30 protein-coding genes and 1 pseudogene are annotated in these 26,287 nt (G+C 64.1%); 18 read left to right on the top strand and 13 right to left on the bottom strand.

Annotated elements, in window-relative coordinates; translation table 11 throughout:
- The first annotated feature begins 37 nt into the window (after positions 1-37).
- From B0G82_RS22380 to B0G82_RS22360, 5 genes are all read left to right on the top strand, one after another.
- On the top strand, positions 38-1,432 hold the full coding sequence (locus B0G82_RS22380) for an LLM class flavin-dependent oxidoreductase (protein ID WP_121309078.1): 1,395 nt from the start codon (positions 38-40) through the stop codon (positions 1,430-1,432).
- 15 nt (positions 1,433-1,447) lie between these two features.
- Entirely contained in the window at positions 1,448-2,608 is a 1,161-nt protein-coding gene (locus tag B0G82_RS22375) for an ATP-binding cassette domain-containing protein (RefSeq protein WP_121309077.1), read from the top strand.
- Positions 2,601-3,257: a methionine ABC transporter permease gene (locus B0G82_RS22370; RefSeq protein ID WP_121309076.1), complete on the top strand. Its 657-nt coding sequence runs from the start codon at positions 2,601-2,603 to the stop codon at positions 3,255-3,257. Before B0G82_RS22375 ends, B0G82_RS22370 begins: the two co-directional genes overlap by 8 nt.
- Before the next feature lie 158 nt (positions 3,258-3,415).
- Positions 3,416-4,618, top strand: a complete 1,203-nt coding sequence (locus B0G82_RS22365; protein WP_121309075.1) for an acyl-CoA dehydrogenase family protein — start codon at positions 3,416-3,418, stop codon at positions 4,616-4,618.
- 60 nt (positions 4,619-4,678) lie between these two features.
- Complete coding sequence (locus B0G82_RS22360; protein ID WP_116145672.1) at positions 4,679-6,007, top strand: Nramp family divalent metal transporter; 1,329 nt, start codon at positions 4,679-4,681, stop codon at positions 6,005-6,007.
- 145 nt (positions 6,008-6,152) lie between these two features.
- Here B0G82_RS22360 and flhC read toward each other — a convergent pair whose 3' ends face one another.
- The 8 genes and pseudogenes from flhC to B0G82_RS22320 all read right to left on the bottom strand — a co-directional run bounded on the left by flhC (position 6,153) and on the right by B0G82_RS22320 (position 11,828).
- Positions 6,153-6,722: a flagellar transcriptional regulator FlhC gene (gene flhC / locus B0G82_RS22355; protein ID WP_106277232.1), complete on the bottom strand. Its 570-nt coding sequence runs from the start codon at positions 6,720-6,722 to the stop codon at positions 6,153-6,155.
- Positions 6,723-6,736: 14 nt separating this feature from the next.
- Complete coding sequence (flhD, locus tag B0G82_RS22350; RefSeq protein WP_007177882.1) at positions 6,737-7,057, bottom strand: flagellar transcriptional regulator FlhD; 321 nt, start codon at positions 7,055-7,057, stop codon at positions 6,737-6,739.
- A gap of 661 nt (positions 7,058-7,718) precedes the next feature.
- Positions 7,719-8,105 (bottom strand): annotated as a pseudogene (locus B0G82_RS22345) (YeeE/YedE thiosulfate transporter family protein); the annotation flags it as partial.
- Between the two features lie 314 nt (positions 8,106-8,419).
- The gene (locus B0G82_RS22340; RefSeq protein ID WP_116140668.1) at positions 8,420-9,397 is read right to left on the bottom strand and encodes an IS5 family transposase; all 978 of its coding nucleotides are present in this window, start codon (positions 9,395-9,397) and stop codon (positions 8,420-8,422) included.
- Positions 9,398-9,474: 77 nt separating this feature from the next.
- The gene (locus B0G82_RS22335) at positions 9,475-10,011 is read right to left on the bottom strand and encodes a GNAT family protein (protein ID WP_121309074.1); all 537 of its coding nucleotides are present in this window, start codon (positions 10,009-10,011) and stop codon (positions 9,475-9,477) included.
- A gap of 72 nt (positions 10,012-10,083) precedes the next feature.
- On the bottom strand, positions 10,084-10,950 hold the full coding sequence (locus B0G82_RS22330; protein WP_241974788.1) for a helix-turn-helix transcriptional regulator: 867 nt from the start codon (positions 10,948-10,950) through the stop codon (positions 10,084-10,086).
- Positions 10,951-11,118: 168 nt separating this feature from the next.
- Positions 11,119-11,421 carry an addiction module antidote protein gene (locus B0G82_RS22325; RefSeq protein ID WP_106277238.1) on the bottom strand — a complete coding sequence of 101 codons (303 nt, stop codon included), beginning with the start codon at positions 11,419-11,421 and terminating at the stop codon, positions 11,119-11,121.
- Entirely contained in the window at positions 11,418-11,828 is a 411-nt protein-coding gene (locus B0G82_RS22320) for a type II toxin-antitoxin system RelE/ParE family toxin (RefSeq protein WP_347237557.1), read from the bottom strand. Before B0G82_RS22320 ends, B0G82_RS22325 begins: the two co-directional genes overlap by 4 nt.
- Positions 11,829-12,064: 236 nt before the next feature.
- On the opposite strand from B0G82_RS22320, the gene B0G82_RS22315 reads away from it, so the two are divergent.
- From B0G82_RS22315 to B0G82_RS22290, 6 genes are all read left to right on the top strand, one after another.
- Positions 12,065-12,433, top strand: a complete 369-nt coding sequence (locus B0G82_RS22315; RefSeq protein WP_121309072.1) for a nuclear transport factor 2 family protein — start codon at positions 12,065-12,067, stop codon at positions 12,431-12,433.
- A 25-nt stretch (positions 12,434-12,458) separates the two neighbouring features.
- Entirely contained in the window at positions 12,459-12,884 is a 426-nt protein-coding gene (locus B0G82_RS22310; protein WP_121309071.1) for a hypothetical protein, read from the top strand.
- Positions 12,885-12,980: 96 nt separating this feature from the next.
- The gene (locus B0G82_RS22305; protein WP_116123360.1) at positions 12,981-13,445 is read left to right on the top strand and encodes an RbsD/FucU family protein; all 465 of its coding nucleotides are present in this window, start codon (positions 12,981-12,983) and stop codon (positions 13,443-13,445) included.
- A gap of 167 nt (positions 13,446-13,612) precedes the next feature.
- Positions 13,613-14,020 carry a VOC family protein gene (locus B0G82_RS22300; RefSeq protein WP_116145663.1) on the top strand — a complete coding sequence of 136 codons (408 nt, stop codon included), beginning with the start codon at positions 13,613-13,615 and terminating at the stop codon, positions 14,018-14,020.
- Between the two features lie 212 nt (positions 14,021-14,232).
- The gene (locus B0G82_RS22295; RefSeq protein ID WP_106277245.1) at positions 14,233-14,664 is read left to right on the top strand and encodes a DoxX family protein; all 432 of its coding nucleotides are present in this window, start codon (positions 14,233-14,235) and stop codon (positions 14,662-14,664) included.
- A 64-nt stretch (positions 14,665-14,728) separates the two neighbouring features.
- Complete coding sequence (locus B0G82_RS22290; RefSeq protein ID WP_106277247.1) at positions 14,729-15,001, top strand: hypothetical protein; 273 nt, start codon at positions 14,729-14,731, stop codon at positions 14,999-15,001.
- Between the two features lie 116 nt (positions 15,002-15,117).
- On the opposite strand, the gene B0G82_RS22285 is transcribed toward B0G82_RS22290, so the two are convergent.
- Positions 15,118-16,605 carry an MFS transporter gene (locus B0G82_RS22285; RefSeq protein ID WP_121309070.1) on the bottom strand — a complete coding sequence of 496 codons (1,488 nt, stop codon included), beginning with the start codon at positions 16,603-16,605 and terminating at the stop codon, positions 15,118-15,120.
- Positions 16,606-16,749: 144 nt separating this feature from the next.
- Positions 16,750-18,051 (bottom strand): MFS transporter, encoded by a 1,302-nt coding sequence (locus B0G82_RS22280; protein WP_121309069.1) that lies wholly within the window; start codon positions 18,049-18,051, stop codon positions 16,750-16,752.
- Positions 18,052-18,449: 398 nt separating this feature from the next.
- Between B0G82_RS22280 and B0G82_RS22275 the strand changes: the two genes are divergently transcribed.
- The gene (locus B0G82_RS22275; RefSeq protein WP_121309068.1) at positions 18,450-19,190 is read left to right on the top strand and encodes a response regulator transcription factor; all 741 of its coding nucleotides are present in this window, start codon (positions 18,450-18,452) and stop codon (positions 19,188-19,190) included.
- A gap of 20 nt (positions 19,191-19,210) precedes the next feature.
- On the opposite strand, the gene B0G82_RS22270 is transcribed toward B0G82_RS22275, so the two are convergent.
- Positions 19,211-20,116 (bottom strand): dihydrodipicolinate synthase family protein, encoded by a 906-nt coding sequence (locus B0G82_RS22270; RefSeq protein ID WP_116145657.1) that lies wholly within the window; start codon positions 20,114-20,116, stop codon positions 19,211-19,213.
- A 349-nt stretch (positions 20,117-20,465) separates the two neighbouring features.
- Between B0G82_RS22270 and B0G82_RS22265 the strand changes: the two genes are divergently transcribed.
- The 6 genes from B0G82_RS22265 (at position 20,466) to B0G82_RS22240 (ending at position 25,329) form a co-directional block, all read left to right on the top strand.
- Positions 20,466-21,422 carry a 4-hydroxyproline epimerase gene (locus tag B0G82_RS22265; RefSeq protein WP_121309067.1) on the top strand — a complete coding sequence of 319 codons (957 nt, stop codon included), beginning with the start codon at positions 20,466-20,468 and terminating at the stop codon, positions 21,420-21,422.
- On the top strand, positions 21,419-22,546 hold the full coding sequence (locus tag B0G82_RS22260; RefSeq protein ID WP_121309066.1) for an FAD-binding oxidoreductase: 1,128 nt from the start codon (positions 21,419-21,421) through the stop codon (positions 22,544-22,546). Before B0G82_RS22265 ends, B0G82_RS22260 begins: the two co-directional genes overlap by 4 nt.
- Positions 22,539-22,817, top strand: a complete 279-nt coding sequence (locus tag B0G82_RS22255) for a 2Fe-2S iron-sulfur cluster-binding protein (protein WP_121309065.1) — start codon at positions 22,539-22,541, stop codon at positions 22,815-22,817. Before B0G82_RS22260 ends, B0G82_RS22255 begins: the two co-directional genes overlap by 8 nt.
- The gene (locus tag B0G82_RS22250; protein WP_121309064.1) at positions 22,814-24,100 is read left to right on the top strand and encodes an FAD-dependent oxidoreductase; all 1,287 of its coding nucleotides are present in this window, start codon (positions 22,814-22,816) and stop codon (positions 24,098-24,100) included. Before B0G82_RS22255 ends, B0G82_RS22250 begins: the two co-directional genes overlap by 4 nt.
- Positions 24,101-24,221: 121 nt before the next feature.
- Complete coding sequence (locus tag B0G82_RS22245; protein ID WP_116145647.1) at positions 24,222-24,989, top strand: AraC family transcriptional regulator; 768 nt, start codon at positions 24,222-24,224, stop codon at positions 24,987-24,989.
- A gap of 10 nt (positions 24,990-24,999) precedes the next feature.
- Positions 25,000-25,329: a hypothetical protein gene (locus B0G82_RS22240; RefSeq protein WP_121309063.1), complete on the top strand. Its 330-nt coding sequence runs from the start codon at positions 25,000-25,002 to the stop codon at positions 25,327-25,329.
- Positions 25,330-25,445: 116 nt separating this feature from the next.
- Here B0G82_RS22240 and B0G82_RS22235 read toward each other — a convergent pair whose 3' ends face one another.
- Complete coding sequence (locus tag B0G82_RS22235; RefSeq protein WP_121309062.1) at positions 25,446-25,706, bottom strand: hypothetical protein; 261 nt, start codon at positions 25,704-25,706, stop codon at positions 25,446-25,448.
- Between the two features lie 144 nt (positions 25,707-25,850).
- Positions 25,851-26,183 (bottom strand): hypothetical protein, encoded by a 333-nt coding sequence (locus B0G82_RS22230; protein WP_106277271.1) that lies wholly within the window; start codon positions 26,181-26,183, stop codon positions 25,851-25,853.
- Positions 26,184-26,287: the final 104 nt, after the last annotated feature.

The raw sequence follows: 26,287 nt of genomic DNA, 5'->3' as shown, positions 1-26,287 counted from the left end.
CGGTCAGCCGAAACTGCAAAGCCCAAGGAGCCGCACGATGGCGAAGAAAAAGATCCTGCTGAACGCGTTCAACATGAATGCGGTCGGCCACATCAATCACGGGTTGTGGACGCATCCGCGCGACCGGTCGGCGCATTACACCGACCTCGACTATTGGACGAGTCTTGCGCAAACGCTGGAGCGCGGCAAATTCGACGGGATTTTTCTCGCGGATATCGTCGGCGTGTACGACGTGTATCAGGGCGGTCCGGAAACGCCGTTGCGCGAATCGGTGCAGATTCCGATCAACGATCCGTCGCTGATCGTGCCCGCGATGGCGCACGTTACCAAACACATCGGCTTTGGCGTCACGTCGAATCTGACTTACGAGCCGCCGTATCTGTTCGCGCGCCGCATGTCGACGCTCGACCATCTGACCAAGGGCCGCGTGGGCTGGAACATCGTAACGGGCTATCTGGACAGCGCGGCGCGCGGCATGGGACTCGCGCAGCAGATCAGCCACGACGACCGCTACGACCGCGCCGACGATTACATGGACGTGGTCTACAAGCTGTGGGAACAGAGTTGGGAAGACGACGCCGTGGTGCGCGACCGCACGGCGCGCATCTTCTCGCATCCGGACAAGGTGCACCGCGTGAAGCACGACGGTCCGTACTATTCAATTGATGCGATTCATCTCAGCGAGCCGTCGCCGCAACGCACGCCGGTGTTGTATCAGGCGGGATCGTCGAGCCGTGGCGTCGATTTCGCGGCACGTCACGCTGAATGCGTGTTCGTCGGCGGCCAGAACAAGCAATTGACGCGCTCGATTGTCGACGACATCCGTGCGCGTGCGGTGAGCTTCGGCCGCGCGCCGGACGACATCAAGATCTTCGCGGGCATCACCGTTGTAGTCGGCGAAACCGAACGGGCCGCGCAGGAGAAATTCGACGAATACCGCCGTTATGCGAGCGCCGAAGGCGGCATCGCGCATTTCTCCAGTTCGACCGGCATCGACTTCTCGCGATACGAATTGGACGAACCGATCTCCTACGTGAAGACCGAGTCGATGCAATCGGCCGTCGAGGCGATTTCGAAGAAGAGCGTGAGCGGTGTGTGGACCAAACGCAAAGTGCTCGAACAGATGACGCTTGGCGGCCGCGCGAAGCCGGTGGTCGGCTCGCCGCAGCAGATCGCGGACGAACTGGCGTCGTGGATCGAGGAAGCAGGCATCGATGGCTTCAATCTGACACGCACGGTGATGCCGGAATCGTTCGAAGACTTTGTAAATCTGGTGGTGCCGGAATTGCAGAATCGCGGTGTCTATAAGGAAGACTACGATCCCGCGCCGACGCTGCGCGAGAAACTGTTCGGCGCAGGGCGTGCCCGGCTGCCGGACGTGCATGCGGGCGCGCAGCATCGTCGGCGCGTGCGAGCCACCGCGGAAGCGTAGAAAAGGAGCGAAACCATGGCCAATCTTTTCGACGTGCCGCAATTCATCGAAGACGCGCCGTCTCTCACCGTCAATCCTGATTCGCATGCAACAGCGGCGCAACCCGCCGTGATATTCGACAACGTCGGTAAGGTATTCGCCGACGCTCGCGGCGTGTCCACCGCGGCGCTCGCCAGCGTCACGTTGAATGTGGCGCGGGGCGAAGTGTTCGGCATTATCGGCCGCAGCGGAGCCGGCAAGTCGACGCTGTTGCGGCTCGTCAACGGCCTGGAAAAACCGAGTTCAGGCGCCGTGCGCGTGAATGGCGTGAGCGTCGGCGAACTCGACGAACGCGGACTCGTGGCGCTGCGCCGGCGCATCGGCATGGTGTTTCAGCACTTCAATCTGCTTTCGGCGAAGACGGTGCGAGAGAACATTGCATTGCCACTGAAAATCGCCGGCACGCCGAAAGCGGCGATCGACAAAAAAGTCGATGCGCTGCTGGAATTGGTGGGTCTGTCCGCCAAACGCGACGCGTATCCGGCGAGCTTGTCCGGCGGCCAGAAACAGCGCGTCGGCATTGCGCGCGCGTTGGTCACCGACCCGGACATTCTGCTCTGCGACGAGGCCACCTCCGCACTGGATCCCGAAACGACGCAAGCCATCCTCGCGCTGCTGCGTGATATCAATCAGCGCCTGAATCTGACCATCGTATTGATCACGCACGAAATGCAGGTGATTCGCGAGGTCTGCGACACGGTTGCGGTGATCGAGCACGGCGAGGTGGTGGAGACCGGTCCGGTGTGGCGCGTGTTCGGCGATCCGCAACATGATGCGACGCGCGCGTCGTTGCGCACGCTGGTGCATGACTTGCCGATCGATCTTGCGCAACGGATCAAGCCGCTGCGCGACATCGCGCAAGCGGACGCGCAGGTTCTGCTGGACGTGCGTTTCACCGGCGTCGATGCGCGGGAGCCCGATCTCGGTGGCCTTGCGTCGGCGTTGAGCGTCGATGGCGGGCGCGTGAGTTTCGTGCATGGCGGCATCGACAGGATTCAGGGGCATGCGCAAGGGCGCCTCGTGGTGTCGGCGCAAGTGCGCGCGGACGAACGCACCACGGTGCAGAAGCAGATCGCGGCGCTGCTCGACAGCGCACGCCGCTACGCCAATCATGTCGAGGTATTGGGCTATGTCTGAGTTGTGGCTTTCCGAACTCGCCGATGCGATTCGCGACACCATCGTCATGGTCGGCGTGTCCGCATTCGTCGCGGCACTAGTCGGCATTCCTCTGGCACTGGTGCTGGTCACGACGACACGCGGCGGCATCTTCGAGAAACGCGCGGTGAACAGCACGCTCGGCGCGCTCGTCAACGCGTTTCGCTCCACGCCTTTCATCATTCTGCTGGTTGCGTTGCTGCCGCTCACGCGTTTGCTGATCGGCACGACGATCGGCGTATGGGCCGCGATCGTGCCGCTCAGTATCGCGGCGATTCCATTTTTTGCGCGCGTGGCTGAAGTGAGTCTGCGTGAAGTGGACCGCGGTTTGATCGAAGCCGCGCAGGCCATGGGCGCGCAACGCCGCCACATCATCTGGCATGTGCTTCTGCCCGAGGCGCTGCCGGGCATTCTCGGCGGCTTCACGATTACCGTGGTGGCGATGATCGGTTCATCGGCGATGGCGGGCGCGGTCGGCGCCGGCGGCCTCGGCGATCTGGCGATCCGCTACGGCTATCAGCGCTTCGATACGACTGTGATGGTGATGGTGATCGTGCTGCTGATTGCGATCGTCACGGCGGTGCAGTTCGTCGGCGACCGGTTCGTGCGGCGGCTGGCGCAGCGGGTGTAATCGTTTTTTACCACGCGCGGCGGCTATTTGCATGAAGAATAGCCGCTCACATTTGCGTCGCTCGCGTCGCGGCCTATCATACTGGCTACGGCTTCGAACTCAGTCATAGACGCTCCGTCCACCGCTGCTCGCCGAACAGATCTTCAAACGGAAATTGCATGAACGATCCTCGTCATGCCGATGCGTTGCAAACGCCTCAGGCATTCGCTGCGCCCGAGGTGCACGATCTCACGGGTTTGCTCGACGCTTTGCGTGCGACGGCCGCCCAGCGCGATATCGACGGCGGCCACGCCGCGCAGGAAAAACAATGGATCGCGGACGCGGGGCTGCTCACGCTCGCGGTGCCGCGCGAATTCGGCGGCCTCGGCGCGCGCTGGCCCGACATCTACGAGACGATCCGCAGGATCGCGCAAGTGGACAGCGCGCTCGGGCATTTGCTGGGCTTCACCTGCCTGCAGGTGGTCAGCGTCAATGTATGGGGCAATCCGGAACAACGCGCCCGCTATCTGAGCGGCACGGTGGAAGGGCGATGGTGGTGGGGCAACGCCGTCAATCCGCTCGATACGCGACTCGTTGCGAGCGCAACCGATGACGGCGGCTACCTGCTCGACGGCCAGAAGGGCTTTTGCTCCGGCACCCGCGGCTCGCAGATGATGACGGTCTCCGCGCACGATCCGCTCACCGGCAAACCGGTGTTCGGCGTAGTGCCGACGACGCGCGAAGGCATCACCGTTCATGAGGACTGGAACCCGATTGGTCAGCGTCAGACCGACAGCGGCAGCGTGTCCTTCACGCGGGTCAAGGTCGAGCCCGATGAAGTGATGGTGCGGCCCGACACGCCGCATGCGAGTTTGCGCACGCTGATTTCGCAACAGGTGCTGACCAATCTGTTCGTCGGCATTGCCCAAGGCGCGCTCGACGAAGCGCGCGCTTACGTCACGCAGAACGGCAAGCCGTGGATCTATTCCGGCGTCGACAAGGCCACCGACGATCCCTATCTGATCCAGCGCTTCGGCGAAATGCGCCTGCAGGCGGTAAGCGCCGAAGCGCTGGCGACGCGTGCGGCCTGGTTGCTGGAAGATGCGTGGCAACAAGGTCCGGCGCTTTCCGGGGAAACACGCGCGCTGGTTGCGCTCGCCACGTCGGAGGCGAAGATTGTCGCGCACCGCGCCGCGCTCGACGTCAGCGAAAAACTGTTCGACGCGTGTGGCGCCCGCGCGACGCACGCACCGCTCGCGCTCGACCGTTTCTGGCGTAACGCCCGCGTGCATACGCTGCATGATCCGCTCGACTATCGCGTACGCGACGTCGGCCGATACGCACTCACCGGCGCGTTGCCGGAAGTTTCTTTGTACACTTGAGGCGGTTCGCGGCGGCCGGCACGAGGCGCCGCGTTTTATCCCCTTCAAGAGACTCCCGGATTGCAGTTCAAACTACCGACCACCGCAACGGCGCCGTTTTGCCCATCCGAAGTGCAAGGCTCCGTGGCCGTCTCGCCGGGCGCGCCGTTCTGGAAGAAGATCCTGCAATTCGCAGGCCCTGGCCTGCTGATCTCGATCGGCTATATGGACCCAGGCAACTGGGCCACCGACATCGAAGCCGGATCGCGCTATGGCTACAGCCTGCTGTTCGTCGTCATGCTGTCGAGTCTCGCGGCGATGGCGCTGCAATGCCTGAGCATGCGCCTGGGCATCGCGACCGGGCGCGATCTCGCGGCGTTGTCGAGAGATCGTTATTCGCCGGCTGTGGCGCGCTTTCAGTGGCTGCTCGCGGAATTGTCGATCGTGGCGTGCGACCTGGCCGAAGTGCTGGGCGGCGCGCTCGCCTTCCATCTGCTATTCAAATGCTCGCTGACCACCGGCGTCCTGCTCACCGCGTTCGATACGTTGATCGTGCTCGGCCTGAAGGGCAAGAACTTCCGCGATCTTGAAGCGATCATGCTCGGCCTGATCGCGACCATTGGCGTGGGATACATCATCGAGCTCGCGCTGGTGCGGCCGCATTGGCCGTCGGTCGCGCAGGGGCTGATTCCGTCGTGGCAGGCTTTGAGCTCGCGCGAGCCCATGTATCTGGCGATCGGCATTCTCGGCGCGACGGTCATGCCGCATAACCTCTATCTGCATTCGTCGATCGTGCAGACGCGCGCGGTGAAGCGTGATCCCGCCAGCATCCGCTCGGCGATCGGCATGTCGCGCATCGACACGATCGTCTCGCTGGTGTTGGCGCTGCTGATCAATATGGCGATCCTGATTCTTGCCGCCGCGGCGTTCCATGCCACCGGCCACAACCAGGTCACCGAAATCGAAGACGCGTACAAATTGCTCGCGCCGATCGTCGGCACCGGTTTCGCGGCAGTGTTGTTCGCCGTGACCCTGCTCGCCTCGGGACAAAGCTCGACCTTCACTGGCACCGTGGCGGGGCAGGTCATCATGGAAGGCTTCCTGAAGCTGAAGATTCCGTGCTGGCAGCGGCGCTTCATTACGCGAGCACTCGCACTGATCCCCGCGCTGATCGGCGTGCAGATGATGGGCAACGGTGCGGTCGGCAAGCTGCTGGTCGCAAGCCAGGTGGTGCTGAGCCTGCAATTGCCGTTCGCGCTTTATCCGCTGATCCGCATGACCAGCGACCGTTCGTTGATGGGTGAGTTCGCTAACACGCTACTGACTCGGTTCGTTGCGTGGAAGCTGTTCGTGGTGATCAGCGCGGCGAACCTGTGGCTGGTGGTGCAGACGGTGGGATTGGCCGGCTGATCGGTTTTTCGCCGTGCGCGTTGTGCAGGCGACGGCGCGCATGGGACGAAAAAAAAGTCCGCTCACAGGCGGACTTTCTAATCAAGGCTTCGGTTCGAATCGGGCTGGACCTGCCCTCATCGAGTCAGCGGCGCTCCGCTTTCGCTCAGGCTGCTTGCGCGATCTGTGCTGCTTCGAGCGCTTCCTGGCGGGCAGCGGCGGCTTTCTTCGTTTTGCCGGCACGCGACGGCGGCTGGCACGCGCCACACACCACGTTGTGCTGCAGATCGTGTTTGTGCGCTACAAACTTGCCGGTGCAACGGCAGCATTTGGTCAATTGCAAGATTTCGGCGTCGAAGAAACGCACCAGCGTCCACGCACGCGTCAAGTCCAGCACGGGTTCGGTTTCGCTGTGCTGGCAATGTTCCAGATACAGCCGATACCCTTTGGTCAGCGCGTCCAGATGCGAGCAGCGCGCTTCGTTCTTCAGAAACAGGTAGGTGTTGTAGAACAGCGACGCGTGGATGTTCGCGAGCCACGTCATGTACCAGTCCGCCGAAAACGGCAGCATGCCCTTGGGTGGCGACACGCCCTTGACCTCGCGATACAAGCGGATCATGCGGTCGCGTGAGAGCGTCAATTCACTCTCGAGCACTTGCATGCGTGCGCCCAGTTCGATCAGTGCAATGGCGCGGAATACTTCCTGTGCGTCTTCCGTCAGGCTACGCTTGAGCATCGCAGTCACCTCGATTAAGCGAACTGTTCAGCCGGCTGGCCTGCAAGCAGGATCGCCGCGTGAGTCGGTGCCACTGCGGTGTGCTTCGTGGTTTGCGTCAACGCCGACAACATCGAGTGGTCGTTGAAGCGGAAGAAGCACAAAAGCTGATCGGAAGCGGCCAGCTTGACGATCTGCGCGAGCGACAGCCCGGCAAGCAAATCAGCCAGTTCCGACGACAGTCCCAGCCGGAACATGCCGACCGGTTTGTCCTCACGCAACATACGTTGCGCAAGCATGATGTAAGACAAGTTAATCTCGCGGATAGAATCCAGCGTCTCGCTGCTACGGTCCATTTCTGTTTTTCCGAAGCCCCGAATTACTATGTCGGCTTTTTTTGCCGTTATGTCTTTTGTGCCTCGCCGGAAACGTTGTCCTCCGGCTACGGGTCACTACCTGATACAGACAGCGACCTTTTGATACATCGCGTTACATTTCGTAACAGCTTGGGACGAATTGTATGAAGGGTAAAACAAGAAATCAATCCCTTCTCAAAAAAATATCTCAAAAAGATACATCAAATTTCGGTAACTCTTTCACCGTCCTGTAATAGACGATGCCCCGTGGATTTTCGGCTACGAAAGAGCTTTGTCTGATCCATGGAAACCCTTGTATCGCGGGCGTTTGGCGTGTTCGTCTGAGGAAAAGGAACGCATTGGCAGTGAATCGGTAATTCCCGCTCGACGCGGAAAGGAAATAGAAAGCGAGCGCAATGGAAAGTAATAAATACCTGTACTGAGCGCTGCAGTGGGGACGCAACAGAGATGTAACAGGTTGGTGCCGCCCCGGTTACAAACGAGGCAGCATTTGTAACGTCCTACGTAACATCTAGCAGCCGGTGCATCGAACGCGTTCGACTTCGAGGTCGAAGGCCGGCCGCAGACGCGTGCCCAGTACGTTCCCGGCGAAAGCGGCTACCTGCCACAGCCAGTCGTGCAAGCTGCCTGACACGATATCGATGCCGCATATGAAGGCGCCGACCAGTACCGACGTGCCCGCCGGCGCGACGAGTCCGACGACCGGATGGCCGAACAGCGTGCCGGCTTGCAGCGCAGGGAAGAACAGCAACACGCCGACCGCAAGCATCAGCATCTGGGCGCGCAGGCCGGCGCTGCGGCCGTTGGCGATAAAAACCCGCCACGCCGACGTGAAGCCAAACGCCGCGTGATACAGCGACATGCCGAGCAGCACGCCGACAAGATAGAGCGCCGCCTGGCGGCCGCTGACGGTCTGTCCCAGATACGCGGCGCCGATCGCGATCAGAACGAGCGCGGTGCCGAGCGGTTTCGGATTGGTGTCGAAACGGCGCGGTACTCGCGGAAGCGAAGTGGAGAGGTCGGACATGTGCGAGTTACTGACAAGCGTCGGGGCGAGGGTAGCCGCGGGACGGTTGGAGCACCGTTTTCGGGGCGGATGCGGCGACGAGGCAGTCAAAAAAAGTAGCGCGGATCGCGCGTTGAGGCAGGGCGGTTGAATGTAACGGGTAACGGGGTGCGACGTCTGACGCGGCGGTATCTATTAGGGCTACACTGAACAAGCCGCGAAATTGGCGACGCGTTAGCAATTTGAACGTCGTCAAGTCATGAGGCCGAGCTTGCGCCGTTGCTTTGCGGCCCTCGCGGGCCTTGTGGGCGGGCACTTTGCCCGCCTTTGGCCCACTATGGGCGTACCGATGCCGTCAGTTGCCTGCGCGACAGGTAGACGTTGGCCAGCGCGAGCGCGACGAACGCCCGGTTGGCGTTCTTTGCCAACCCGCGATAGCGCACCTTCGTAAATCCCCATAGTCGCTTCACGACCGCAAAGACATGCTCGACCCGGGCCCGGATCTTCGACTTGTTGCGATTCCTGCCGCGCTGCACCTCGTCGACTTCTCCGCCCGCACGACGCGTCCGCTGATTGGTGAAGTCGCGTGCCTTCGGCGCCTTGCCGTGAATCAGGTCTTTCTGGCTCGCATAGGCGCTGTCGCCGTAGACGCGCTGCTCCTGGCCGTGCAGCAATTGCGGCAGCGGGTGCTTGTCATGCACGTTGGCCGGAGTGAGCACTGCGCTGTGCGCCAGCCCGCTTTGGCTATCGACACCAATGTGCAGCTTCATGCCGAAGTACCACTGCTTACCCTTGCGGGTCTGATGCATCTCGGGGTCGCGCGCCTTCTGTTCATTCTTTGTCGAGCTCGGCGCACCGATGATCGTGGCGTCCACGATGGTGCCGCTCCTGAGCTTCATGCCGCTGGCCTGAAGTACCCGGCCCACTTCGGCGAAGAGCTGCTCACCCAGTTGGTGGGTCTCCAGCAGGCGCCGGAATTTGAGCAGCGTCGTCGCGTCCGGCACGGCTTCGCAGCCCAGATCAATACCCACAAAGCGACGCAGGCTAGCACTGTCGTACAGTGCCTCTTCGCAGGCGAAGTCGGCCAGATTGAACCAGTGCTGGATGAAGTGAATCCGCAACATGCGCTCCAGACCAATTGGCGGGCGGCCATTGCCGCGTTTCGGATAGTGCGGCTCGATCACCGCGCACAACTGCGCCCATGGCACGATCGCATTCATCGTGTCGAGAAACTCGTCGCGCCGCGTGCGTTTGCGGTGCGTCTCAAAACCCGCACCTTGATCGGCTGCCATCGCCAGCGTCTGCTGCTTCATCCTGGTTCGCCTTCCTCATTCAATCCGATCTCTATAACGCTTGACGTACCGGATCGGTGGACTTAATCAGCGTTGCCTTAGATAAATAGCGCCATTAGATCCGCGTCATGAAGCACGCCGCCGACATTCAGCGCGCCCACCTCGCAGCCAAATTTGCGAAAGCCGAGCGACTCATACAGTTTTCGTGCTGCCTCGTTACGGCTGCCGACGTGCAACTGAACTTGCCGCAAACCCTCCACGCGCGAGGCTCGCGTCAGCAATTCGTTGAGCAGCGCGCGCGCAACGCCGCGGCCCGTCGCTTCCGGCGCGACATACATGCCGATCAGGGCGGCTTTGTGCCGCTGCTTGTCGCCGGGATGGCGGATCAGGCCGACCACGCCGATCAACGGTGTTCCGGCCGATGCGTAAGCGCCGAGTAAAAAATTACCTTCGGCCGCATGCGAGCCCTTTAGCATCGCGTCGTGTTGTGACGGACCTTTGGCGAGCGCTTCCTCGTAACTCTGGCCGAACGAATCCGGATGCGCCCTCAGTCCACGCAGGCGAAGCTGGAAATAGTCGTCGCGGTCGTCGGAACCGAGTTGGCGTACGAGTACGGCGTTGTCGTTCAAGTGCATCTCTCCGCGTCGATCTCGCAAGTGAATGGATAGGGCTTAACGCTGCAGTGTGCCTCGGCTTCTACTATCAGGCTATGGTTGATGGGTCGCCTCGGCACGCTGGCTCTCGCCGAATTCGCGCAGCGCGGCCGCCGTTTCCTGATCGGCTGGAAAGAACGCTTCGATGGCGAGTTCCGAGAGCGTGACGTCGACCGGTGTGCCGAACACCGTGGTCGTGCTGAAAAACGACAGCACGCCGATCGGCGTGCGCAGCCGCAGCGGGACCGCAATCTGGTTGACGGCGGCGTTGTCGTGCCCGGGCGCTTGCGCGTCCGGCGGCGCCGGATAGGCGGCCAGTTCGTCGCGCAGCGCGCTCAGCGTTCTGTCGCCGCTTACCTCGATTTGCCGCTGCAGTCGCGCCAGAATGTGCTCGCGCCAGGCGTGCCAATTGACGATCGACGCCGCGATGCCCTCCGGATGCAAGCTCAGGCGCAGCGCATTGACCGGCGGCTTCAGCAGTTCCGGGCTGGCGCCGGTCAGTAGAGGCGCGAGCGCGTTGTTCGCGGCAATGATGGTCCAGTGCCGGTCGATGGCGAGCGCCGGGTAGGGCTCGTGTCCCTTCAGCACCAACTCGACGGCCTCGCGCGCGGCGGCCAACTGCGGATCCGATAGCGGACGCTCGCGAAACAGCGGCGCATAACCGGCAGCGACCAGCAGTGCATTGCGCGCGCGCAGCGGTACGTCGAGCCGTTCGGCAAGATGCATGACCATTTCCCGGCTCGGCACCGCGCGACCCGATTCGACGAAGCTCAAGTGCCGGGTCGAAATATCGGCTTCAGCTGCGAGCAGCAACTGGCTCATTCTTCGCCGCTGGCGCCATTCACGCAGCAGATCGCCGACCGTGCGGCTGGCCGCCGATGCATGCGACGGGACGGTTTGCGCAAGAGAGAGTGTGTTCATGCCACCGATGATAGCCAAACCGCGCTCGCCATCCATTACCTGAGAGGTAATGGAATACCCCGGAAACCACCCGCCGAGGCCCTACGAACCTCCGGAAACGCGCCTGCCAGCGCAGCCAGTCCAACGCACTGACCGACCCAGCGAAAACGGTTGAACGCTAAGCGCGACTCAGGCCGCCGCCACGCCTTCCGGCACCACGTTGAGTTTGACGCCGAGCGCGCGCAGCAGTTTGAGCACCGTGTCGATACGCGGTTTGGATCCGGGCGCGAGTGTTTTGTAGAGGCTTTCGCGCCCGAGTCCGGCGTCTGCCGCAACCTTGGCGATGCCACGCGCTTTGGCGATGTCGGCGATGGCGGCAAGCAGTACGTCGGCGTCGCCGTCTTCAAGCGCCGCGTTGAGATACTCGGCAATCGCTTCTTCGCTATCGAGGTAGTCCGACGCGTCGAATCGTGCGGTTTTGATTTTGCTCATGACAGTTCCTTTCTGATTGCTGCCCACATTGTTTTGGCATGCTTGATATCGGCCGGCTGGGTGGACTTGGTGCCGCCACAGAGAAGCAGATACACCATGCGCCCTTCACGCGCGAAATAGACCCGATAGCCCGGCCCGCAGTCGATGCGCATCTCGGATACACCGTCTTCGAGCAATTTCACGTCGCCGAAATGCCCGCGTTCCGCACGCCGGATCCGCACGAGTATCTTTGCCCTCGCTCGTAAATCCGCCAGCTGTGCAAGCCATGCGTCGAATTCCTCGGTGCGGTTGACCTCGTACACAGGTGGTGAACCGATCTGCTGAGCATTGTATCCTTGTGGATACGGTCTTGCAAGTGTGAAAACCATATTGAAAAAGGCCCCCGTGTTCGTGTTCGTCGAATACATCACATGCCGCGCGTCTGTTCCGCGCGGCCCCATTCGCTACACGAGGTTAGCGGCTGCCGCCCGGGCTGACGACTCGGCCGGATGGCCAATCCGATGGACGACGAAGCGCGCGCAAATGCTTACCTCCCACGTAATCGACGCAGCGCGCCCGAGCCGTCAATCTTCACTCCGAGCCCGCCGCCTACAACGTGTCTGCCGAGCGTAGTGCTCAGTCCTGCCAATCAAGGAGTCCGGAGATGAACGCGCATACCGATCTGATCGACCGTTATTTCGACGCATGGAACGAAACCGATGGCACGCGCCGTCGCGAGTTGATCGCCGCGACATGGAGCACCGATGCCGACTATCGCGACCCGCTGCTGTCGGGCACCGGCCACGACGGCATCGACGCGATGATCCGCGCGGTGCAGGAGCGCTTTCCGCATCACACGTTTCGCCGCACGGGCCAGATCGACGGCTTTGCCGACCGGCTGCGTTTCTCATGGGAACTGGCCGCGCCCGCGGGCGACGCGATCGTGAAGGGATCCGACTTCGGCGTGATCGATCCGCACGGACGCTTGCAGGCCATCACCGGCTTTCTCGACCAGGTGCCCGACGGCGTCTGACCGCCGCTTTTTTACGGAGACCATCATGCACGAGCCCGCTGCCGCCACGGCTCCCCAATCGGCCATCACGTTAGCGCGCCTGTCGGGCGCCCTCGACTCGCTGTCCGGCGCGGTCGCCGGTTTCGCGCTGCTCGCCGGCGCGCGCGTGTTCATGTTCATCGCGCTGCTGAGCTGGCGCGAGCCGGTGTTGGGCGGCGCGGGTCTTGTGCTGCTGGCGGTGGTCGGCTGGCTGCGCTGGCAGTGCGGTGGCGCCGCGACTCTGCCGGCCACACAGCGCGTTAGGCCTACCGTCCGCTCCGGCAAGGCGAGGTGCCGCCGCCACGCGCCACCTTCGAACAATGCCCGCGACGTTGCTTGCTACAATCGTCCGCTGGAATGCGATGCGTCGCGCGGACACACTTTCGCCGAGCGGGGCGCCGGCTGCTTCGGCCCGACTCGAACGCGGCTGTGAGCCGCCCGTTTCGCGCGACCGGCTCGCTCCGCGCGACCCGATAACCCACGTCCAAACCTCGGCGGTCAGCCGCCAACCGGACTACAAGGAGACACCGTGCTGAAGAATCTGGACCCGCTGCTGAACGCCGACATCCTGCATGCGCTGCGCGCGATGGGCCATGGCGACGAACTCGTCATCTGCGACGCCAATTTCCCCGGCGACTCGGTGGCGCGCGAAAGCGTGCTGGGCAAGGTGCTGCGCCTCGACGGCGTGAGCGCGCCGCGCGCGATTCGCGCGGTGCTGTCGGTGATGCCGCTGGACACGTTCATCGAGCATCCCGCGTCGCGCATGGAGGTGGTGGGCGAGCCGCACACGATTCCGGCCGTGCAGCGCGAGGCGCAGGCCGAGATCAACGCCGCGGAAGGGCGCGACGTGCCGTTCGCGTCGATCGAACGGTTTGCATTTTATGAACGCGCGCGTAAAGCGTATTGCGTGATCGCGACCGGTGAAGAGCGCGGCTATGGTTGCTTCGTCTTCACGAAGGGCGTTCTGCTCGCGCCCGACGCGCCTCAGTCGTAACCTTCGCCAACGCCAACGCCAACGCCATTGCGGCGCAAAGCCATGAGCGCGACGCCCCGGCCGCCGCACGCGAACCTCGCGCACGTGCTAATTTTTCGTCTGGCCGCTGGCGGCGGGTCGAACTGATCCGTCACGGCGCATCGCCCTACATCACGGTGACGGAAACCATGAGCTTCTCGATAGACACTCTCGATCATCTCGTTCTGAACGTTGCCGATGTGGAAGTCAGCGCGGCGTGGTACGCACGTATGCTCGGCATGCGACGCACCGAGTTCGCGTCGCGCACCGGCACGCGGGTGGCGATGTTCTACGGCAATCAGAAGATCAATTTGCGTCCCGTGACCGCCGACACCGTCGCGTGGTTCACTAGCCGCGAGCCGGTGCCCGGCAGCGCCGATCTGTGCTTCATCACGACCACGAGCCCGGCCGAGGTCAAGGCGCATTGGCTTGCGCAAGGCGTCGAAATCGAAGCGGGTCCGGTGGAGCGCGACGGCGCGCGCGGCAAGATGACCTCGGTGTATTGCCGCGATCCGGACGGCAATCTGATCGAAGTCGCAACCTATCCTCAAGCATAAATACGGCGGTGATTCCGCCGTCGGCACTTGCCGTGGCCGCTACCGGGCGGCCCGCACGGACGCTTTTTCCATTCGCGGCATGCCGCGGGCTGCGTGCTGCTCGTCCTTGTCCGTGCTAGGAAAAGGCGGGCAAACTCCCTATTGTCCGGTGCAAAGTGGGGAACTGCGGGCTGCTGGCCGGGTCTGCTGCTTATTCATTACTGGAGTCCCTCATGTCGCGTCCCGTCGATTCCGGCGTTATCCTCATCGCTCGTATTGCGCTTGCTGTGTTGTTCCTGTGGGGCGGTGTGATGAAACTGCTGGGCTATGCGGGCTTTGTCGGCTACCTGCATTCGAAGGGCGTGCCGTTCGTGCAGATCGCAGCGCCGATCGCAACGGCGGTCGAGGCGCTCGGCGGTCTGTTGCTGATCCTCGGCTTCAAGGTGCGTCCGCTCGCGCTGATCATGGCGGTGTACACCGTGGCGACGGCGGTACTGGGCCACGATTTCTGGAACGTCACCGACGCCGCCTTGCAACGCGACATGGTCATTCATTTCTGGAAGAACATCGGCATTGCCGGCGGCTTCCTGCTGCTGTTCGTGACGGGCGCGGGACGTCTTAGCATCGACGGTGCGCGAGCGCCGCGCGGCGGACTCGGCCTTTGACGCGGCAGTTGAGGTAGCCTGTGCTGACCGCTTTCGATTTCGGCTGTAACCAAGGGAGCAAATAATGATTCAGAGTTTTGAGCAAACCATCGGCGGCAAGGTCACGCAATTGTGCGCGAGTCTTGGTGAAGGGCCTACGCCGCATCGGGTGATTATCAGCCTGGCTGATTCGGCGAAGACGCTGGTGGTTCTGGACGCGTCCGGGTTCATTAGCACGATCAAGGCCGAGATCGAGGAGCCGGAGAAACTGATCGCCGACGCTATCGCCAAAGCGCAGAACGAAGGGCTGATCGAGCGCGCCATCGACACCGGCACGATTCAGGAAGCCTCGCTGTAGGCCGGAACGCGGCGTCGCGAACTAGCTAGCAGGCGTCGAACCGCCGGTAAAGACCCCCGCCATGCGCGAGCATCGCGGGGGTCGTTTTTTGCAGACGATCCTGACGGGCGACACCGTCAGCGCGATTCGCCGACCCGTTCGCGTCCTGCATGGCGATGCGCGGCGTCCGACGAGTGCGGCTGCGGGTGCACAAAGCAACTCAGCACGCCGCCGATCACCAGCAAGCTCACCGACACGGCGGTCGCCGCCCGCATGCCCGAGACGATCTGCGAGGCGGCCGCGCCGCTCGCCAACGCGCCGAAAGCCGCCACGCCGACCGCGCCCCCTGCCTGCCGTGCCGTGTTCAATACGGCGGACGCGGTGCCGGCGCGTGGCGCGTCCGTGGAGGCGAGCACGGCGGTGGTCATCGCAGGAACCGCCAGGCCCATGCCCGACGGAATCAGCAGGAACGGCAGCAGCAGGCCGATGAGCGGCGTGCCGGCATCGACGAAATGCAGCAGGCCATAGCCGAGCCCGGCGGTGATCGCGCCCGCGATCATCGGCACCCGCACGCCGAAGCGGCCGACCACCCAGCCGCTCGCCACATTCGACAGCAAAAAACCGCCCGTCAACGGCAGGAACGCGAGGCCCGCCTGCAACGGCGTATAGCCGCGCACGCGCTGCAAATACAGGCTCAGCACGAACACCATGCCGTAGTAAGTGAGATTCACGCAGATGCCGAACACCACCGCCACACTGAAGGAGCGCTTGCTGAACAGCGAGAGCGGCAGCATCGGCGCCGCGACGCGCGATTCCACCACGACAAAGGCGCTCGCCGCGATCAGCGCGAGCACGAAGCCGCCGGCCACGAGCGGGTGGCCGAAACCTAGCGGCCGCCATTCGATCACGGCGGCGACGAACGCGGTCAACGCGACGATGGCAAGACACTGGCCGCCCAGGTCGATGCCGCGCGGCTTCGTGTCGGAGGCAGGCGCCGCCGTCGATTGCTGCGGGCCGCGACGCGTCGCGGCTTCGGGCCGTGGCACCCACAGCAAGGTCGCCAGGAAGCCGGCGGCGCAAATCGGCAGATTGACAAGAAAGATGCTGCGCCAGTCGAACGCCGCGATCAGCAGGCCGCCGGCCACCGGCCCCGCCGCGATCGCAATCGCGCCCGCCGCCGTCCACAGACCGACCGCGCGAGCCCGCAGTTTGGGATCGTGTCCGTACGCTCGATTGAGCAGCGCCAGCGAGTTCGGCAGCATGGCGGCGGCGCCGACGCCTTGCACCGCCCGCGCCGCAATCAGCATGGTCGCGTCGAGCGCAAAGCCGCAGGCGAGCGACGCGAGCGCGAACAGCACGATGCCGGCCGCGTACAGACGGTGCGCCCCGAAACGGTCGCCGAGCGCGCCGGCGGACAGCATCAGCACGGCGAACGCGAGCGTGTAGGCGTCGACGACCCATTGCAGGTCCGCGACATTCGCATGCAGATCCGCGCCGACTCGCGGCAGCGCGATGTTGACGATGGTCACGTCGAGTTGCGTGACGACGAAGCCGACGCTGATCGTCGCGAGGACACGGCCGAGTGCGGACGAGTGGGGGGAATTCGGTGAGTTCATGCGACACATCGTAGGTCCGATGCAGCGCACCGTGTTTCGGCGCGGCGTGAAGTGTGGATGTCACGCGCCAGCGCAGGGCGTCGAACCCGATGATGCAAACAAAAACGGCGCGCCGTTTGCGGCACGCCGTCGCTGCAAAGCATAAGCACCCGATCAGTGTTTCTGCGGCGCGTCCTTGATGAACAGCGTGGTCAGTGCCCCGAGAATGCAGATCGCGCCGACGTACATCGGAGCGGCCATCGGGTTCGACTTCATCATCAGCGACACGGCGACCGGCGTGAGCCCGCCGAATATGGCGTACGCCACGTTGTACGAGAACGAAATGCCGGAGAAACGCACCACCGGCGGAAACGCCTTGACCATCACGAAAGGAATCGCGCCGATCACGCCGACGAACAGGCCCGCGACCGCGTACAGCGGCACCAGCGTGGAGGTGTCGACGGCGAGTTGCTGGAACATCACGTAGTACGTCACCGCCAGCGCCAGGCCGCCGATGAAAATCGTGCGCCCCGCGCCGATGCGGCCGGCAATCGAGCCCGCCATGACGCAACCGATCGTCAGGCACAGCGTGGCCACGCAGTTCGCCAGCAACGCCGTGGCCGGCGCGATGTGGAACTGCTTTTGGAGGAGCGTCGGCGTCATCAGGATCACGACGACGATGGCGGCCGAAAGCATCCACGTAAGCAGCATCGAGACGATCACGGCGCGGCCGTGGTCGCGCAGCACGGCCTTAAGCGGCACTTCGGCGGCGATCGCCTTGCGCTGCTTGAGTTCGGCGAACACCGGCGTTTCATGCAGCCAGCGGCGCAGATACACCGAGAACATGCCGAACACGCCACCGACCAGGAACGGGATGCGCCACGCGTACGCGGAGATTTCCGCCGGCGCGAAGTTGCGGTTCACTGCCGAGGCGATCAGCGAGCCCAGCAGAATGCCCGCGGTCAGGCCGGCCGTGAGCGTGCCGCACGCGTAGCCGATGTGCCGCTGGGGCACATGCTCCGAGACGAACACCCAGGCGCCCGGCACTTCGCCGCCGACCGCCGCGCCTTGCATCACGCGGAACAGGAGCAGCAGGACCGGCGCCAGCACGCCGATGCTGGTGTAGGTGGGCAGCAGGCCCATCATCAGCGTCGGCACCGACATGAGCAGCACGCTCAGCGTGAACATGCGCTTGCGGCCGAACAGGTCGCCGAAATGCGCCATGATGATGCCGCCCAGCGGCCGCGCCAGATAGCCCGCGGCGAAGATGCCGAAGGTTTGCACCTGACGTAGCCAGTCCGGCATTGCCGCCGGGAAGAATAGCTGGCCGATCGCCGGCGCGAAAAATACGAAGATGATGAAGTCGTAGAACTCCAGCGCCCCGCCAAGGGCGGCGAGGCCGAGCGTCTTGTAATCGCTGCGCCCAAGAGGGCGTGGGGTGACAGCCTGCGCTCCACCCAGATTTGTCGCTTGCATTGCTTGTGTCATGTTTTGAATTGGAAGCCACACGTAGCGCGTGGAAATACGGCGGTCGTCGAGCGAGAAGTGTGGCAAGCGCTGGGTAGAGCACGGAACACCGGCGCGCCGGCCCGGGTAGGGCAAGCGCGTTGACGACTGGGGCCAGGTGGGATTTTACAGGATGAAAGCCGATCGCTTCGGGAAGTGCTTAATTAGATTGGGAAAAGTTCCCTGGAACGTGCCTTCTGGTCGCAATTGCGATGGCGCTGCGCTGAGGACTTGTCACTAGAGAATGTAGGAATACGGGGCGCGCGCTGTCCGGCCGGATTGATTCATATGTAAATTAGGATTGCTCCTATGGGATGGAATGGGCCCGCCTCTGAGAATCGCGTCCGAGCCATCTTACGAGTCATCCCATGCGTATTGCCATTCTCCAGCGTGACCTGGTCATGCGTCAGTCGATCGAAAAGGTCCTGACGAGCACCGGTCATTCCTGCACGACCTTCGACGACGGCCTGAGCATGTCGAGAACGCTCGCGCGTTCCACGGTCGATCTGCTGGTGCTCGACTGGCAGGGCCTGCGCCTGTCCGGCGCCGAGGTTTTGCGTGCGGCGCGCGCGGTGGGCGGCGACCGTCTGCCGGTCATATTCGCATCGGCGGACACGGCGGAGGAAAACATCGTGCGCGCGTTCGTCGCCGGCGCGGACGACTATGTCGCGTTGCCGCTGCGCGCCGCCGAGTTTCGCGAGCGGGTCACGGCACTGCTGCGGCGGGCGTATCCGGACCGGTTCAGTTCCGCCAGTTTCGATGCCGGTCCATACCACTTCGACACGCATCGTCAACTCGTCATGCTGCGCGGCCAGCCGGTCCAATTGTCCGGCACGCAGTACCGGCTGGCGTCGCTGTTCTTCTCCAACATCGGCCGTGTGCTGTCGCGCGATCACATCTTCGCAATGGTGTGGGGTCGCGAGTTCCGCGAATTCACCCGCACCATCGACAGTCACGTTTCGCGGCTGCGCCTCCTGCTCGAGATCGAGCCGCAGAACGAATTCCGGCTGCAACCGGTTTATAAAAGCGGCTACCGGCTGCTGCATCTGCGCCAGGGTGCGGCAGCCGTGGTCGATGCGGATATCGACGCCGAGAAACAGGCGGCCTGACGCCAGCGAGCCGCGCCGGATCAAATCTGCGGCAGCGCGGGCCGCGTTTCGATTGACTTGCGAATCAACGCTTCGACCGCCTTGCGTTCGTCGCCGGCGAGCGGCAGACGGGGCGGGCGCACCGGCTCCGTGCCGAGCCCGACGATCGCTTCGGCAAGCTTGATGTTCTGCACCAGCTTCGCCGACACGTCGAGCGCGAGCAGCGGTGCAAACCAGCGGTAGATCGCCCGCGCTTCCTCCAGGCGTCCCGCCTTCAGCAACTTGTAGATCACCACCGTCTCACGCGGAAACGCGCACACGAGACCGGCCACCCAACCGTGCGCGCCCATCAGGATCGCTTCCATAGCGAGATTGTCGACGCCGCAAAGAATCGCAAAACGGTCGCCGACGGCGTTGATCAGGTCGGTCACGCGCCGCACGTCGCCACATGATTCCTTGATCGCGACGATCTTCTTCTCGTCGGCGATTTCCGCGAACATGTCGGGCGTCATGTCGACGCCGTAGGCAAGCGGATTGTTGTAGATCATCAGCGGCAGGGCGCTCGCGTCGGCGACGCTGCGGAAATGATGCAGCGTCTCGCGGCGGTCCGACAGGTAACGCAGCCCCGGCAGCACCATGTAACCGGCCGCGCCATGACGGCTGCCCGCTTCGGCCTGACGGCAGGCGTCGAGCGTGCTGTTTTCGGCGATTGTCAGCAGGACCGGCACGCGGCCGCGCGAAGCCTCGACGGCGATGTCGAGCACTTGCAGCTTTTCATCCAGCGAGAGCGTGGACGCTTCGCCCAGCGATCCGCACACGATGATGCCGTCCACACCGGCGTCGATCTGCGCCTCGATATTCTTGCCGGTCCATACGCGATCTATGCTGAAATCCGCGTTGAATTTGGTAGTGACTGCGGGCAATACACCTTCCCAGATATGCGCCACGACTGCTCTCCTGACTGTTGATGTGTTCAGCGCAGTGTAAGCAGGGAAAATCCTGCCGTCTTGCGTGAATCGCGCGTGACGAATGACGATTTCAGCATAGTCGACCTCCATGGAGAGTCGCCGGATCAAGGCGCGTGGCTCAATTCGGGATGCAAAGGCGAGGCGCGTTGAAAGCGTGTAGCCGGCGTGATGCTGGGTGCGCCGAGCCGCGCCCGTTGTACGTCCCGCACACGTGCTCAAGCGCCGATAGCGAGATCGAGCAAAGTCGCCACGGTATCGCGTAGTTATGCCGAAATCGTCACAATCCACGCGTAAGCACACCAAGACTCGCCCGGCCGCGGTTTCTAACATGAGCATCATGAAAACCTTGGACATCATCGACTCGCACACCGGCGGTGAACCGACCCGCCTCGTGGTGTCGGGCGGCCCAAATCTCGGCGGCGGCACACTGGCGCAACGACTCGACGTGTTCCGTACGCAGTTCGACGACTGGCGCGCGGGCATCGTGACCGAACCGCGCGGCTCGGACGTCGTAGTGGGCGCGCTGCTCTGCGAGCCGGACGACCCGGCGTGCGCGGCCGGCGTGATCTTTTTCAACAACGTCGGCTATCTCGGCATGTGCGGGCACGGCACGATCGGTCTCGTCGTCTCGCTGGCGCACCTGGGGCGGATCGGGCCGGGGCGCCATCGGATCGAGACGCCGGTCGGCGTCGTCGAAGCGACGCTCAACGAGGACGGCAGCGTCGCCGTGCGCAATGTGCCGGCGTATCGCTATCGCGCGTCCGTGCAGGTGGACGTGCCGGGTCACGGCCTGTTGACCGGCGATATCGGCTGGGGCGGCAACTGGTTCTTTCTCGTCGCCGACCACGGGCGCGCGTTGGAGGCGTCGCGGATCGGTGAATTGACCGCGTTCAGCGGCGCGATTCGCGACGCGTTGATCGCGCAGCACATCACCGGCGCGGATGGCGCGTTGATCGACCACATCGAACTCTTCGGACCCGGTTCGCGCGATGGCATCGACAGCCGCAGCTTCGTGCTTTGTCCCGGTAGTGCATACGACCGCTCGCCGTGCGGCACCGGCACGAGCGCGAAAGTGGCCTGCCTCGCGGCCGACGGCAAACTGGCCGAAGACGCGGTGTGGCGACAGGAGAGCATCATCGGCAGCGTGTTCGAGGCGAGCTATCGCCATGCCGGCGACGGCGTTCACGTGATCCCGACCATCACCGGTCACGCGTACGTCACGGCAGAGGCGCGCCTGTGCTTCGACGAGCGCGATCCGTTCACCTGGGGCATCCGCACGGCATGACGGCGGACGCGCTGATCGTCGGGGCGGGCATTGTCGGCGCGGCGTGCGCGGCCGAACTTGCGGCGCTCGGCATGCGGGTCGAGGTGCTCGATGCGAAGGGTGTCGGCGGCGGCGCGACGGCGGCGGGTATGGGTCACATCGTCGTGATGAACGACTCGCCGGCCGAATTCGCGTTGAGCCGCTATTCCCGAGACTTGTGGCTGGAACTCGCGCCGCAACTGCGTCCGCGCGACGCGTTCGCGCGCTGCGGCACGCTCTGGGTCGCCGCCGACGAAGAAGAGTGGCAGGCCGCCCGCGCGATGCATGCGGCGTTCGAGGCTCAAGGCATTGCCGCGCAACTGCTCGACGCGCCCGCGTTGCGGATTTGCGAGCCGGCGCTGGCGGCGTCGATGGCGGGCGGTTTGCGAATCGAGCACGACAGCATCGTGTATGCGCCGACCGTCGCTGAATGGCTGCTGACGCGGTCGCCGGGCGCGGCGAATATCCATGTGCGTTTGGGCGCCGCAGTGGCGTCGGTCAGCGCGAGCGGCGTCGCGCTTGCGGATGGCGAGCACGTTGGCGCGGCCCACGTCATCGTGGCCAATGGTTTGGGGGCGCGGCAATTGGTGGCGTCGCTGCCGTTGCAGCCGAAGAAGGGCCACCTGCTGATCACCGACCGCTATCCCGGACTGATCCGGCATCAACTGCTCGAACTCGGGTACATCAAGAGCGCGCATCATGCGCTTGGCACCTCGGTGGCGTTCAACGCGCAGCCGCGGCCCACGGGTCAATTGCTGATCGGCTCGTCGCGCCAGTTCGACACCGCCGATACCGCCGTCGAGATGCCCGTGCTCGCGCAGATGCTGCAGCGCGCCGCCTGCTATCTCCCGGCACTGCCGACGCTCAACGGCATTCGCGCATGGACCGGGTTTCGCGCGGCCTCGCCGGACGGCCTGCCGCTGATCGGTCCGGCCGGCGAATTCGCTCCCGGCGTCTGGCTTGCCACCGGCCACGAGGGGTTGGGCGTGACGACCTCGCTTGCCACCGCGAAGCTGCTTGCCGCGCAGATCGTAGGGACCGTTGCGCCGATTCCTGCGGAGCCTTATCTGCCCGTTCGTTTTGCCGAGAAGGTCATTCATGCGTAGTGCGAGCGCGGAAGAACGTGTGAGCTTGACGATCGACGGCAACCGTATCGACGTCGCGGCCGGCACGACTGTGGCCGCGGCGCTCGCGCTGGCGGGCGTGCGCGGCACGCGGACCTCGGTGACCGGCCAGCCTCGCGCCGCGCTGTGCGGCATGGGCGTATGCCAGGAGTGTCGCGTGACGATCGACGGCTGGCCGCATGCGCTGGCGTGTCAGACACTGTGCCGCGAAGGCCAGATCGTTCTCACCCGGAACGCGGCGGGCGCGCGATGAGATACCACTACGACATTGTCATCGTCGGCGCCGGCCCCGCCGGTTTGAACGCCGCGTCCGCCGCAGCGCGCGCGGGCGCTACGGTTGCGCTCCTCGATGACAATCCACGCGCGGGCGGCCAGATCTGGCGTCAAGGTCCGGGCCACGCGCCGCAGGCGCCGCTGCGCGACCTCCTGACTGCGATCAGCGGGCAAAACGCCATCACGCACTGGCCGTCGACTCGCGTGATCGCGCCGCTGGGTCCACGCGGCTTGCTGCTCGAATCGGCGGAACGCGGCGGTGCGTGTGTCAGCTATGAGCGCCTGATTCTCGCGACCGGCGCACGTGAACGGCTTCTGCCGTTCGCCGGCTGGACCTTGCCCGGCGTGACCGGCGCTGGCGCACTGCAGGCGCTCATCAAAGGCGGCGTGCCGGTGCGTGGCGAACGGATCGTGATCGCCGGCAGCGGACCTTTGCTGATCGCGGCGCTCGCCACCGCGCGTGCGGCCGGGGCTCGGGTGGTGGCGGTGGTGGAACAGGCTTCGGCGTTCGACGTCGCGCGTTTCGGCATCTCGCTGCTGGCCACGCCCGGCAAGTTGCGGCAAGCCGTCGGCATGACGCGCGGGTTCGCGGGCCTGCATTACTGGACCGGCAGCATCGTGGAAGAGGCGCGGGGCGATGGCCGCGTCGAGCAGGTCACCATCCGGCGCGGCCGCGAAGCGAGGCGCGTCGTGCTCGACTGCGACCGCGTCGCCAGCGGCTATGGACTCGTACCGAACATCACGCTGGCTCAGGCGCTCGGTTGCGCGATCAGTGCAGCGGGCGAGATCGTCGTCGACGACGATCAGCGCACGTCTGTCGAAGGCGTGCTGGCGGCGGGCGAGTGCACCGGCGTCGGCGGCGCGGAACTGGCCGGCGTGGAGGGCGAGATTGCCGGCCTCGCCGCAAGTGGCGCTGCCGAAGGCCGCGCCGCGCTCGACGCGCAACGCGAGCGCTGGCGCCGGTTCGGCCGCCGCGTCGAAACCGCCTTCGCCCTGTGGGACGCCGCGCGCACACCGCCCGCCGACGCCACGCTGCTTTGCCGCTGCGAGGACGTGAGTATCGGTGAGGTGCGCACCTTCGCCAGTTGGCGCGAGGCCAAGCTGCACACCCGCTGCGGCATGGGCACTTGCCAGGGACGAATCTGCGGCACGGCGGCGAACCTGTACTTCGGCTGGCAGTCCGGCGCGCCGCGTCCGCCCTTCAGTCCGGCGCAAATCGGCACGTTGATGGCGGCCGCCGCGGAGCCGCCCCGGCTTGACTGACCCGCTTGACTGACCCATTTGCCGGCACGCCGGCGGATATTGTCGGCGGCGGCGCGGCTCTATAATCGACCGCACGTCGCCCGACTGCCCCCTCAACACACGGACCAACGGAACCCGCACGATGAACACGCTGGCTGATCCGCTCGAACCGGACGACGCAACGCTGTCCGGCATGCTGTCGCACTTCAGGCTGCTCGAGCCGGTGTTCGACGCGATGCCGGACGTCGTGTTTTTCGTCAAGGACGCCGAGGCGCGCTACGCGCTGGTCAACCGCACGCTCGCGTCGCGCTGCGGCTTCAAGGAAAAGTCCGCGCTGCTCGGCCGGACCGCCGAGGACGTGTTCCCGCGCCGCTTCGGACGCATTTACACGGCGCAGGACAAGGCGATCATCAACGTCGGCAACCAGATGATCGATCAACTGGAACTGCATCTGTATCCCGGCCGCCAGCCGGGCTGGTGTCTGACCTGCAAACAGCCGCTGCGCGATCCCGCCGGCAAGGTGGTCGGCCTCGCCGGCATTTCCCGCGATCTGAAGGCGGACGAGAGCAGCCATCCGGCCTACAGCCGCCTTGCCGCGGTCGTGCAGTCCATCCAGGAAAATTACGTCCAGCCTTTAAATCTGAAGCAGCTCGCGGCGATGGCGGACATGTCGGTCGCGCAACTGGAGCGCTATTTTCACAAGGTGTTTCATCTGACGCCGCGTCAGGTGCTGCTGAAAACCCGGCTGGACGCGGCCACGGCGCTGCTGGTGTCGCATGACAAGGTCACCGACGTCGCCGCGCTATGCGGCTACACCGACCACAGCGCGTTCACGCGGCAGTTCAAGGCGACCGTCGGCATCACGCCGACCGAATACCGCATGCTGCTGCACGGTACTTCGCGTAGCTAAAGCGCGGCACATGGCTCGTCGCAGGCACCATTACTACGTCTACGTGATCGCGTTGGACGACAAGGTCTGGAACGAGGCGCGTTTTCGCCGTGCGAACCCGGACTACCGGTTCGACAAGCCTTGCGTATATGTGGGAATGACGGGACTGGACCCGGATCTGCGCTTCGACCGGCATAAGGCCGGCATTCAGGCCAATCGCTATGTGCGCGATTACGGCTTGCGGCTCGTGCCCGAACTCTATGAGGTGTTCAATCCCATGCCTTACCGCGGCGCCCAGGACATGGAAGTGGAATTGGCGATTGGACTGCGTGAAGCGGGGTACGGCGTGTGGCAGGCATAAGCCGGGTGACGCGGCTGTGGTGTTCGTCGCTAGCTCTGAGCGGCGTTTGGCTGGACGAAAGGGCGTGGCCCTTCGCTATACGCGCGTGTCTTCGAACTCGAATATGAAAGCGCGCGTTACTTCACGCCGAGGCCACGCAGCACGGCGTTGCCTTCGGGCGTCAAGCGGATACGCGAGGCGCCGGCGTCGCCGGAAATCGTTTCGATCAGACCGGCTTCGTGAAGCTGCGGAATCTCGGGTTTCGCAGATGCGTCGATCGGCGCGTGCAGCAACAGCAGCAGCGTCGCCAACTCGTGGTGGCTCAACAGGCGGCGCAGGATGGTGGGCCGCTTGGCCGGCGGTGGTGCGTCGTTCGTGTCGTGATCAGGCTGGTTCATGGGTAGCACCTGTGCGGGTAAGTGTCGGGTGGATGATGCGGACGAAGTCTTAAACGATTCTTAAGAGACCATTGTCCTGTAACACCGTGACATGATGATTGCACCGGCCCATGTTACCGATTGTGACACTTACGCCGGCAACCCCTACGGGGCGCAGGTTTTGCCCGCCGATTCGATCCACAGGTTGCTCACATGGCGCTTGCCCGCATAGAAACGGTAAGTCGTGGCGCCGTTGTCGCTGCGCACCTTGACGATATTCGAATCGCCGAAGTCGAGCATCTGGCCTTGCGGGATCGCGGTGGACTTGAACGCGGCGTCGTGGCTGGTGGCCAACTGCGTCAGGCACGCGACCACGTCGTTGACTGAGCGCTGCGTGGTGGTGTCCGTGACCGGCTCGCCGGCATCCGGATTCTTCTGGAAGTACGCGCAAGCGCTAAGGAGCAGGGGAACTGACAGGACTACGGCAAACTTCTTCATATCTCTCCTGACGTTACATTCGGCCGACACAGGCGCACGCGGCGGCGCTTCCGGCGCAACCGCGCGGCATCGGCCGCGAAATCAGGCGCCATTATATCGGTGCG

Origin of the sequence: Paraburkholderia sp. BL17N1, from assembly GCF_003634175.1 — a bacterium.
Taxonomy (GTDB): Bacteria; Pseudomonadota; Gammaproteobacteria; order Burkholderiales; family Burkholderiaceae; genus Paraburkholderia.
The sequence above is the reverse complement of the archived record's forward strand: the minus strand, read 5'-3'. Positions and strand labels throughout refer to the sequence as shown.

What these genes read in the sequence shown, in the direction of transcription:
- B0G82_RS22380 (WP_121309078.1), top strand. Translation starts at nt 38, where the DNA reads ATGGCGAAGAAAAAGATCCTGCTGAACGCGTTCAACATGAATGCGGTC.
- B0G82_RS22375 (WP_121309077.1), top strand. Translation starts at nt 1,448, where the DNA reads ATGGCCAATCTTTTCGACGTGCCGCAATTCATCGAAGACGCGCCGTCT.
- B0G82_RS22370 (WP_121309076.1), top strand. Translation starts at nt 2,601, where the DNA reads ATGTCTGAGTTGTGGCTTTCCGAACTCGCCGATGCGATTCGCGACACC.
- B0G82_RS22365 (WP_121309075.1), top strand. Translation starts at nt 3,416, where the DNA reads ATGAACGATCCTCGTCATGCCGATGCGTTGCAAACGCCTCAGGCATTC.
- flhC (WP_106277232.1), bottom strand. Translation starts at nt 6,722, where the DNA reads ATGCTCAAGCGTAGCCTGACGGAAGACGCACAGGAAGTATTCCGCGCC.
- flhD (WP_007177882.1), bottom strand. Translation starts at nt 7,057, where the DNA reads ATGGACCGTAGCAGCGAGACGCTGGATTCTATCCGCGAGATTAACTTG.
- B0G82_RS22340 (WP_116140668.1), bottom strand. Translation starts at nt 9,397, where the DNA reads ATGAAGCAGCAGACGCTGGCGATGGCAGCCGATCAAGGTGCGGGTTTT.
- B0G82_RS22335 (WP_121309074.1), bottom strand. Translation starts at nt 10,011, where the DNA reads ATGCACTTGAACGACAACGCCGTACTCGTACGCCAACTCGGTTCCGAC.
- B0G82_RS22330 (WP_241974788.1), bottom strand. Translation starts at nt 10,950, where the DNA reads ATGAACACACTCTCTCTTGCGCAAACCGTCCCGTCGCATGCATCGGCG.
- B0G82_RS22325 (WP_106277238.1), bottom strand. Translation starts at nt 11,421, where the DNA reads ATGAGCAAAATCAAAACCGCACGATTCGACGCGTCGGACTACCTCGAT.
- B0G82_RS22320 (WP_347237557.1), bottom strand. Translation starts at nt 11,828, where the DNA reads ATGTATTCGACGAACACGAACACGGGGGCCTTTTTCAATATGGTTTTC.
- B0G82_RS22315 (WP_121309072.1), top strand. Translation starts at nt 12,065, where the DNA reads ATGAACGCGCATACCGATCTGATCGACCGTTATTTCGACGCATGGAAC.
- B0G82_RS22310 (WP_121309071.1), top strand. Translation starts at nt 12,459, where the DNA reads ATGCACGAGCCCGCTGCCGCCACGGCTCCCCAATCGGCCATCACGTTA.
- B0G82_RS22300 (WP_116145663.1), top strand. Translation starts at nt 13,613, where the DNA reads ATGAGCTTCTCGATAGACACTCTCGATCATCTCGTTCTGAACGTTGCC.
- B0G82_RS22295 (WP_106277245.1), top strand. Translation starts at nt 14,233, where the DNA reads ATGTCGCGTCCCGTCGATTCCGGCGTTATCCTCATCGCTCGTATTGCG.
- B0G82_RS22290 (WP_106277247.1), top strand. Translation starts at nt 14,729, where the DNA reads ATGATTCAGAGTTTTGAGCAAACCATCGGCGGCAAGGTCACGCAATTG.
- B0G82_RS22285 (WP_121309070.1), bottom strand. Translation starts at nt 16,605, where the DNA reads ATGTGTCGCATGAACTCACCGAATTCCCCCCACTCGTCCGCACTCGGC.
- B0G82_RS22280 (WP_121309069.1), bottom strand. Translation starts at nt 18,051, where the DNA reads ATGCAAGCGACAAATCTGGGTGGAGCGCAGGCTGTCACCCCACGCCCT.
- B0G82_RS22275 (WP_121309068.1), top strand. Translation starts at nt 18,450, where the DNA reads ATGCGTATTGCCATTCTCCAGCGTGACCTGGTCATGCGTCAGTCGATC.
- B0G82_RS22265 (WP_121309067.1), top strand. Translation starts at nt 20,466, where the DNA reads ATGAGCATCATGAAAACCTTGGACATCATCGACTCGCACACCGGCGGT.
- B0G82_RS22260 (WP_121309066.1), top strand. Translation starts at nt 21,419, where the DNA reads ATGACGGCGGACGCGCTGATCGTCGGGGCGGGCATTGTCGGCGCGGCG.
- B0G82_RS22255 (WP_121309065.1), top strand. Translation starts at nt 22,539, where the DNA reads ATGCGTAGTGCGAGCGCGGAAGAACGTGTGAGCTTGACGATCGACGGC.
- B0G82_RS22250 (WP_121309064.1), top strand. Translation starts at nt 22,814, where the DNA reads ATGAGATACCACTACGACATTGTCATCGTCGGCGCCGGCCCCGCCGGT.
- B0G82_RS22245 (WP_116145647.1), top strand. Translation starts at nt 24,222, where the DNA reads ATGAACACGCTGGCTGATCCGCTCGAACCGGACGACGCAACGCTGTCC.
- B0G82_RS22240 (WP_121309063.1), top strand. Translation starts at nt 25,000, where the DNA reads ATGGCTCGTCGCAGGCACCATTACTACGTCTACGTGATCGCGTTGGAC.
- B0G82_RS22235 (WP_121309062.1), bottom strand. Translation starts at nt 25,706, where the DNA reads ATGAACCAGCCTGATCACGACACGAACGACGCACCACCGCCGGCCAAG.
- B0G82_RS22230 (WP_106277271.1), bottom strand. Translation starts at nt 26,183, where the DNA reads ATGAAGAAGTTTGCCGTAGTCCTGTCAGTTCCCCTGCTCCTTAGCGCT.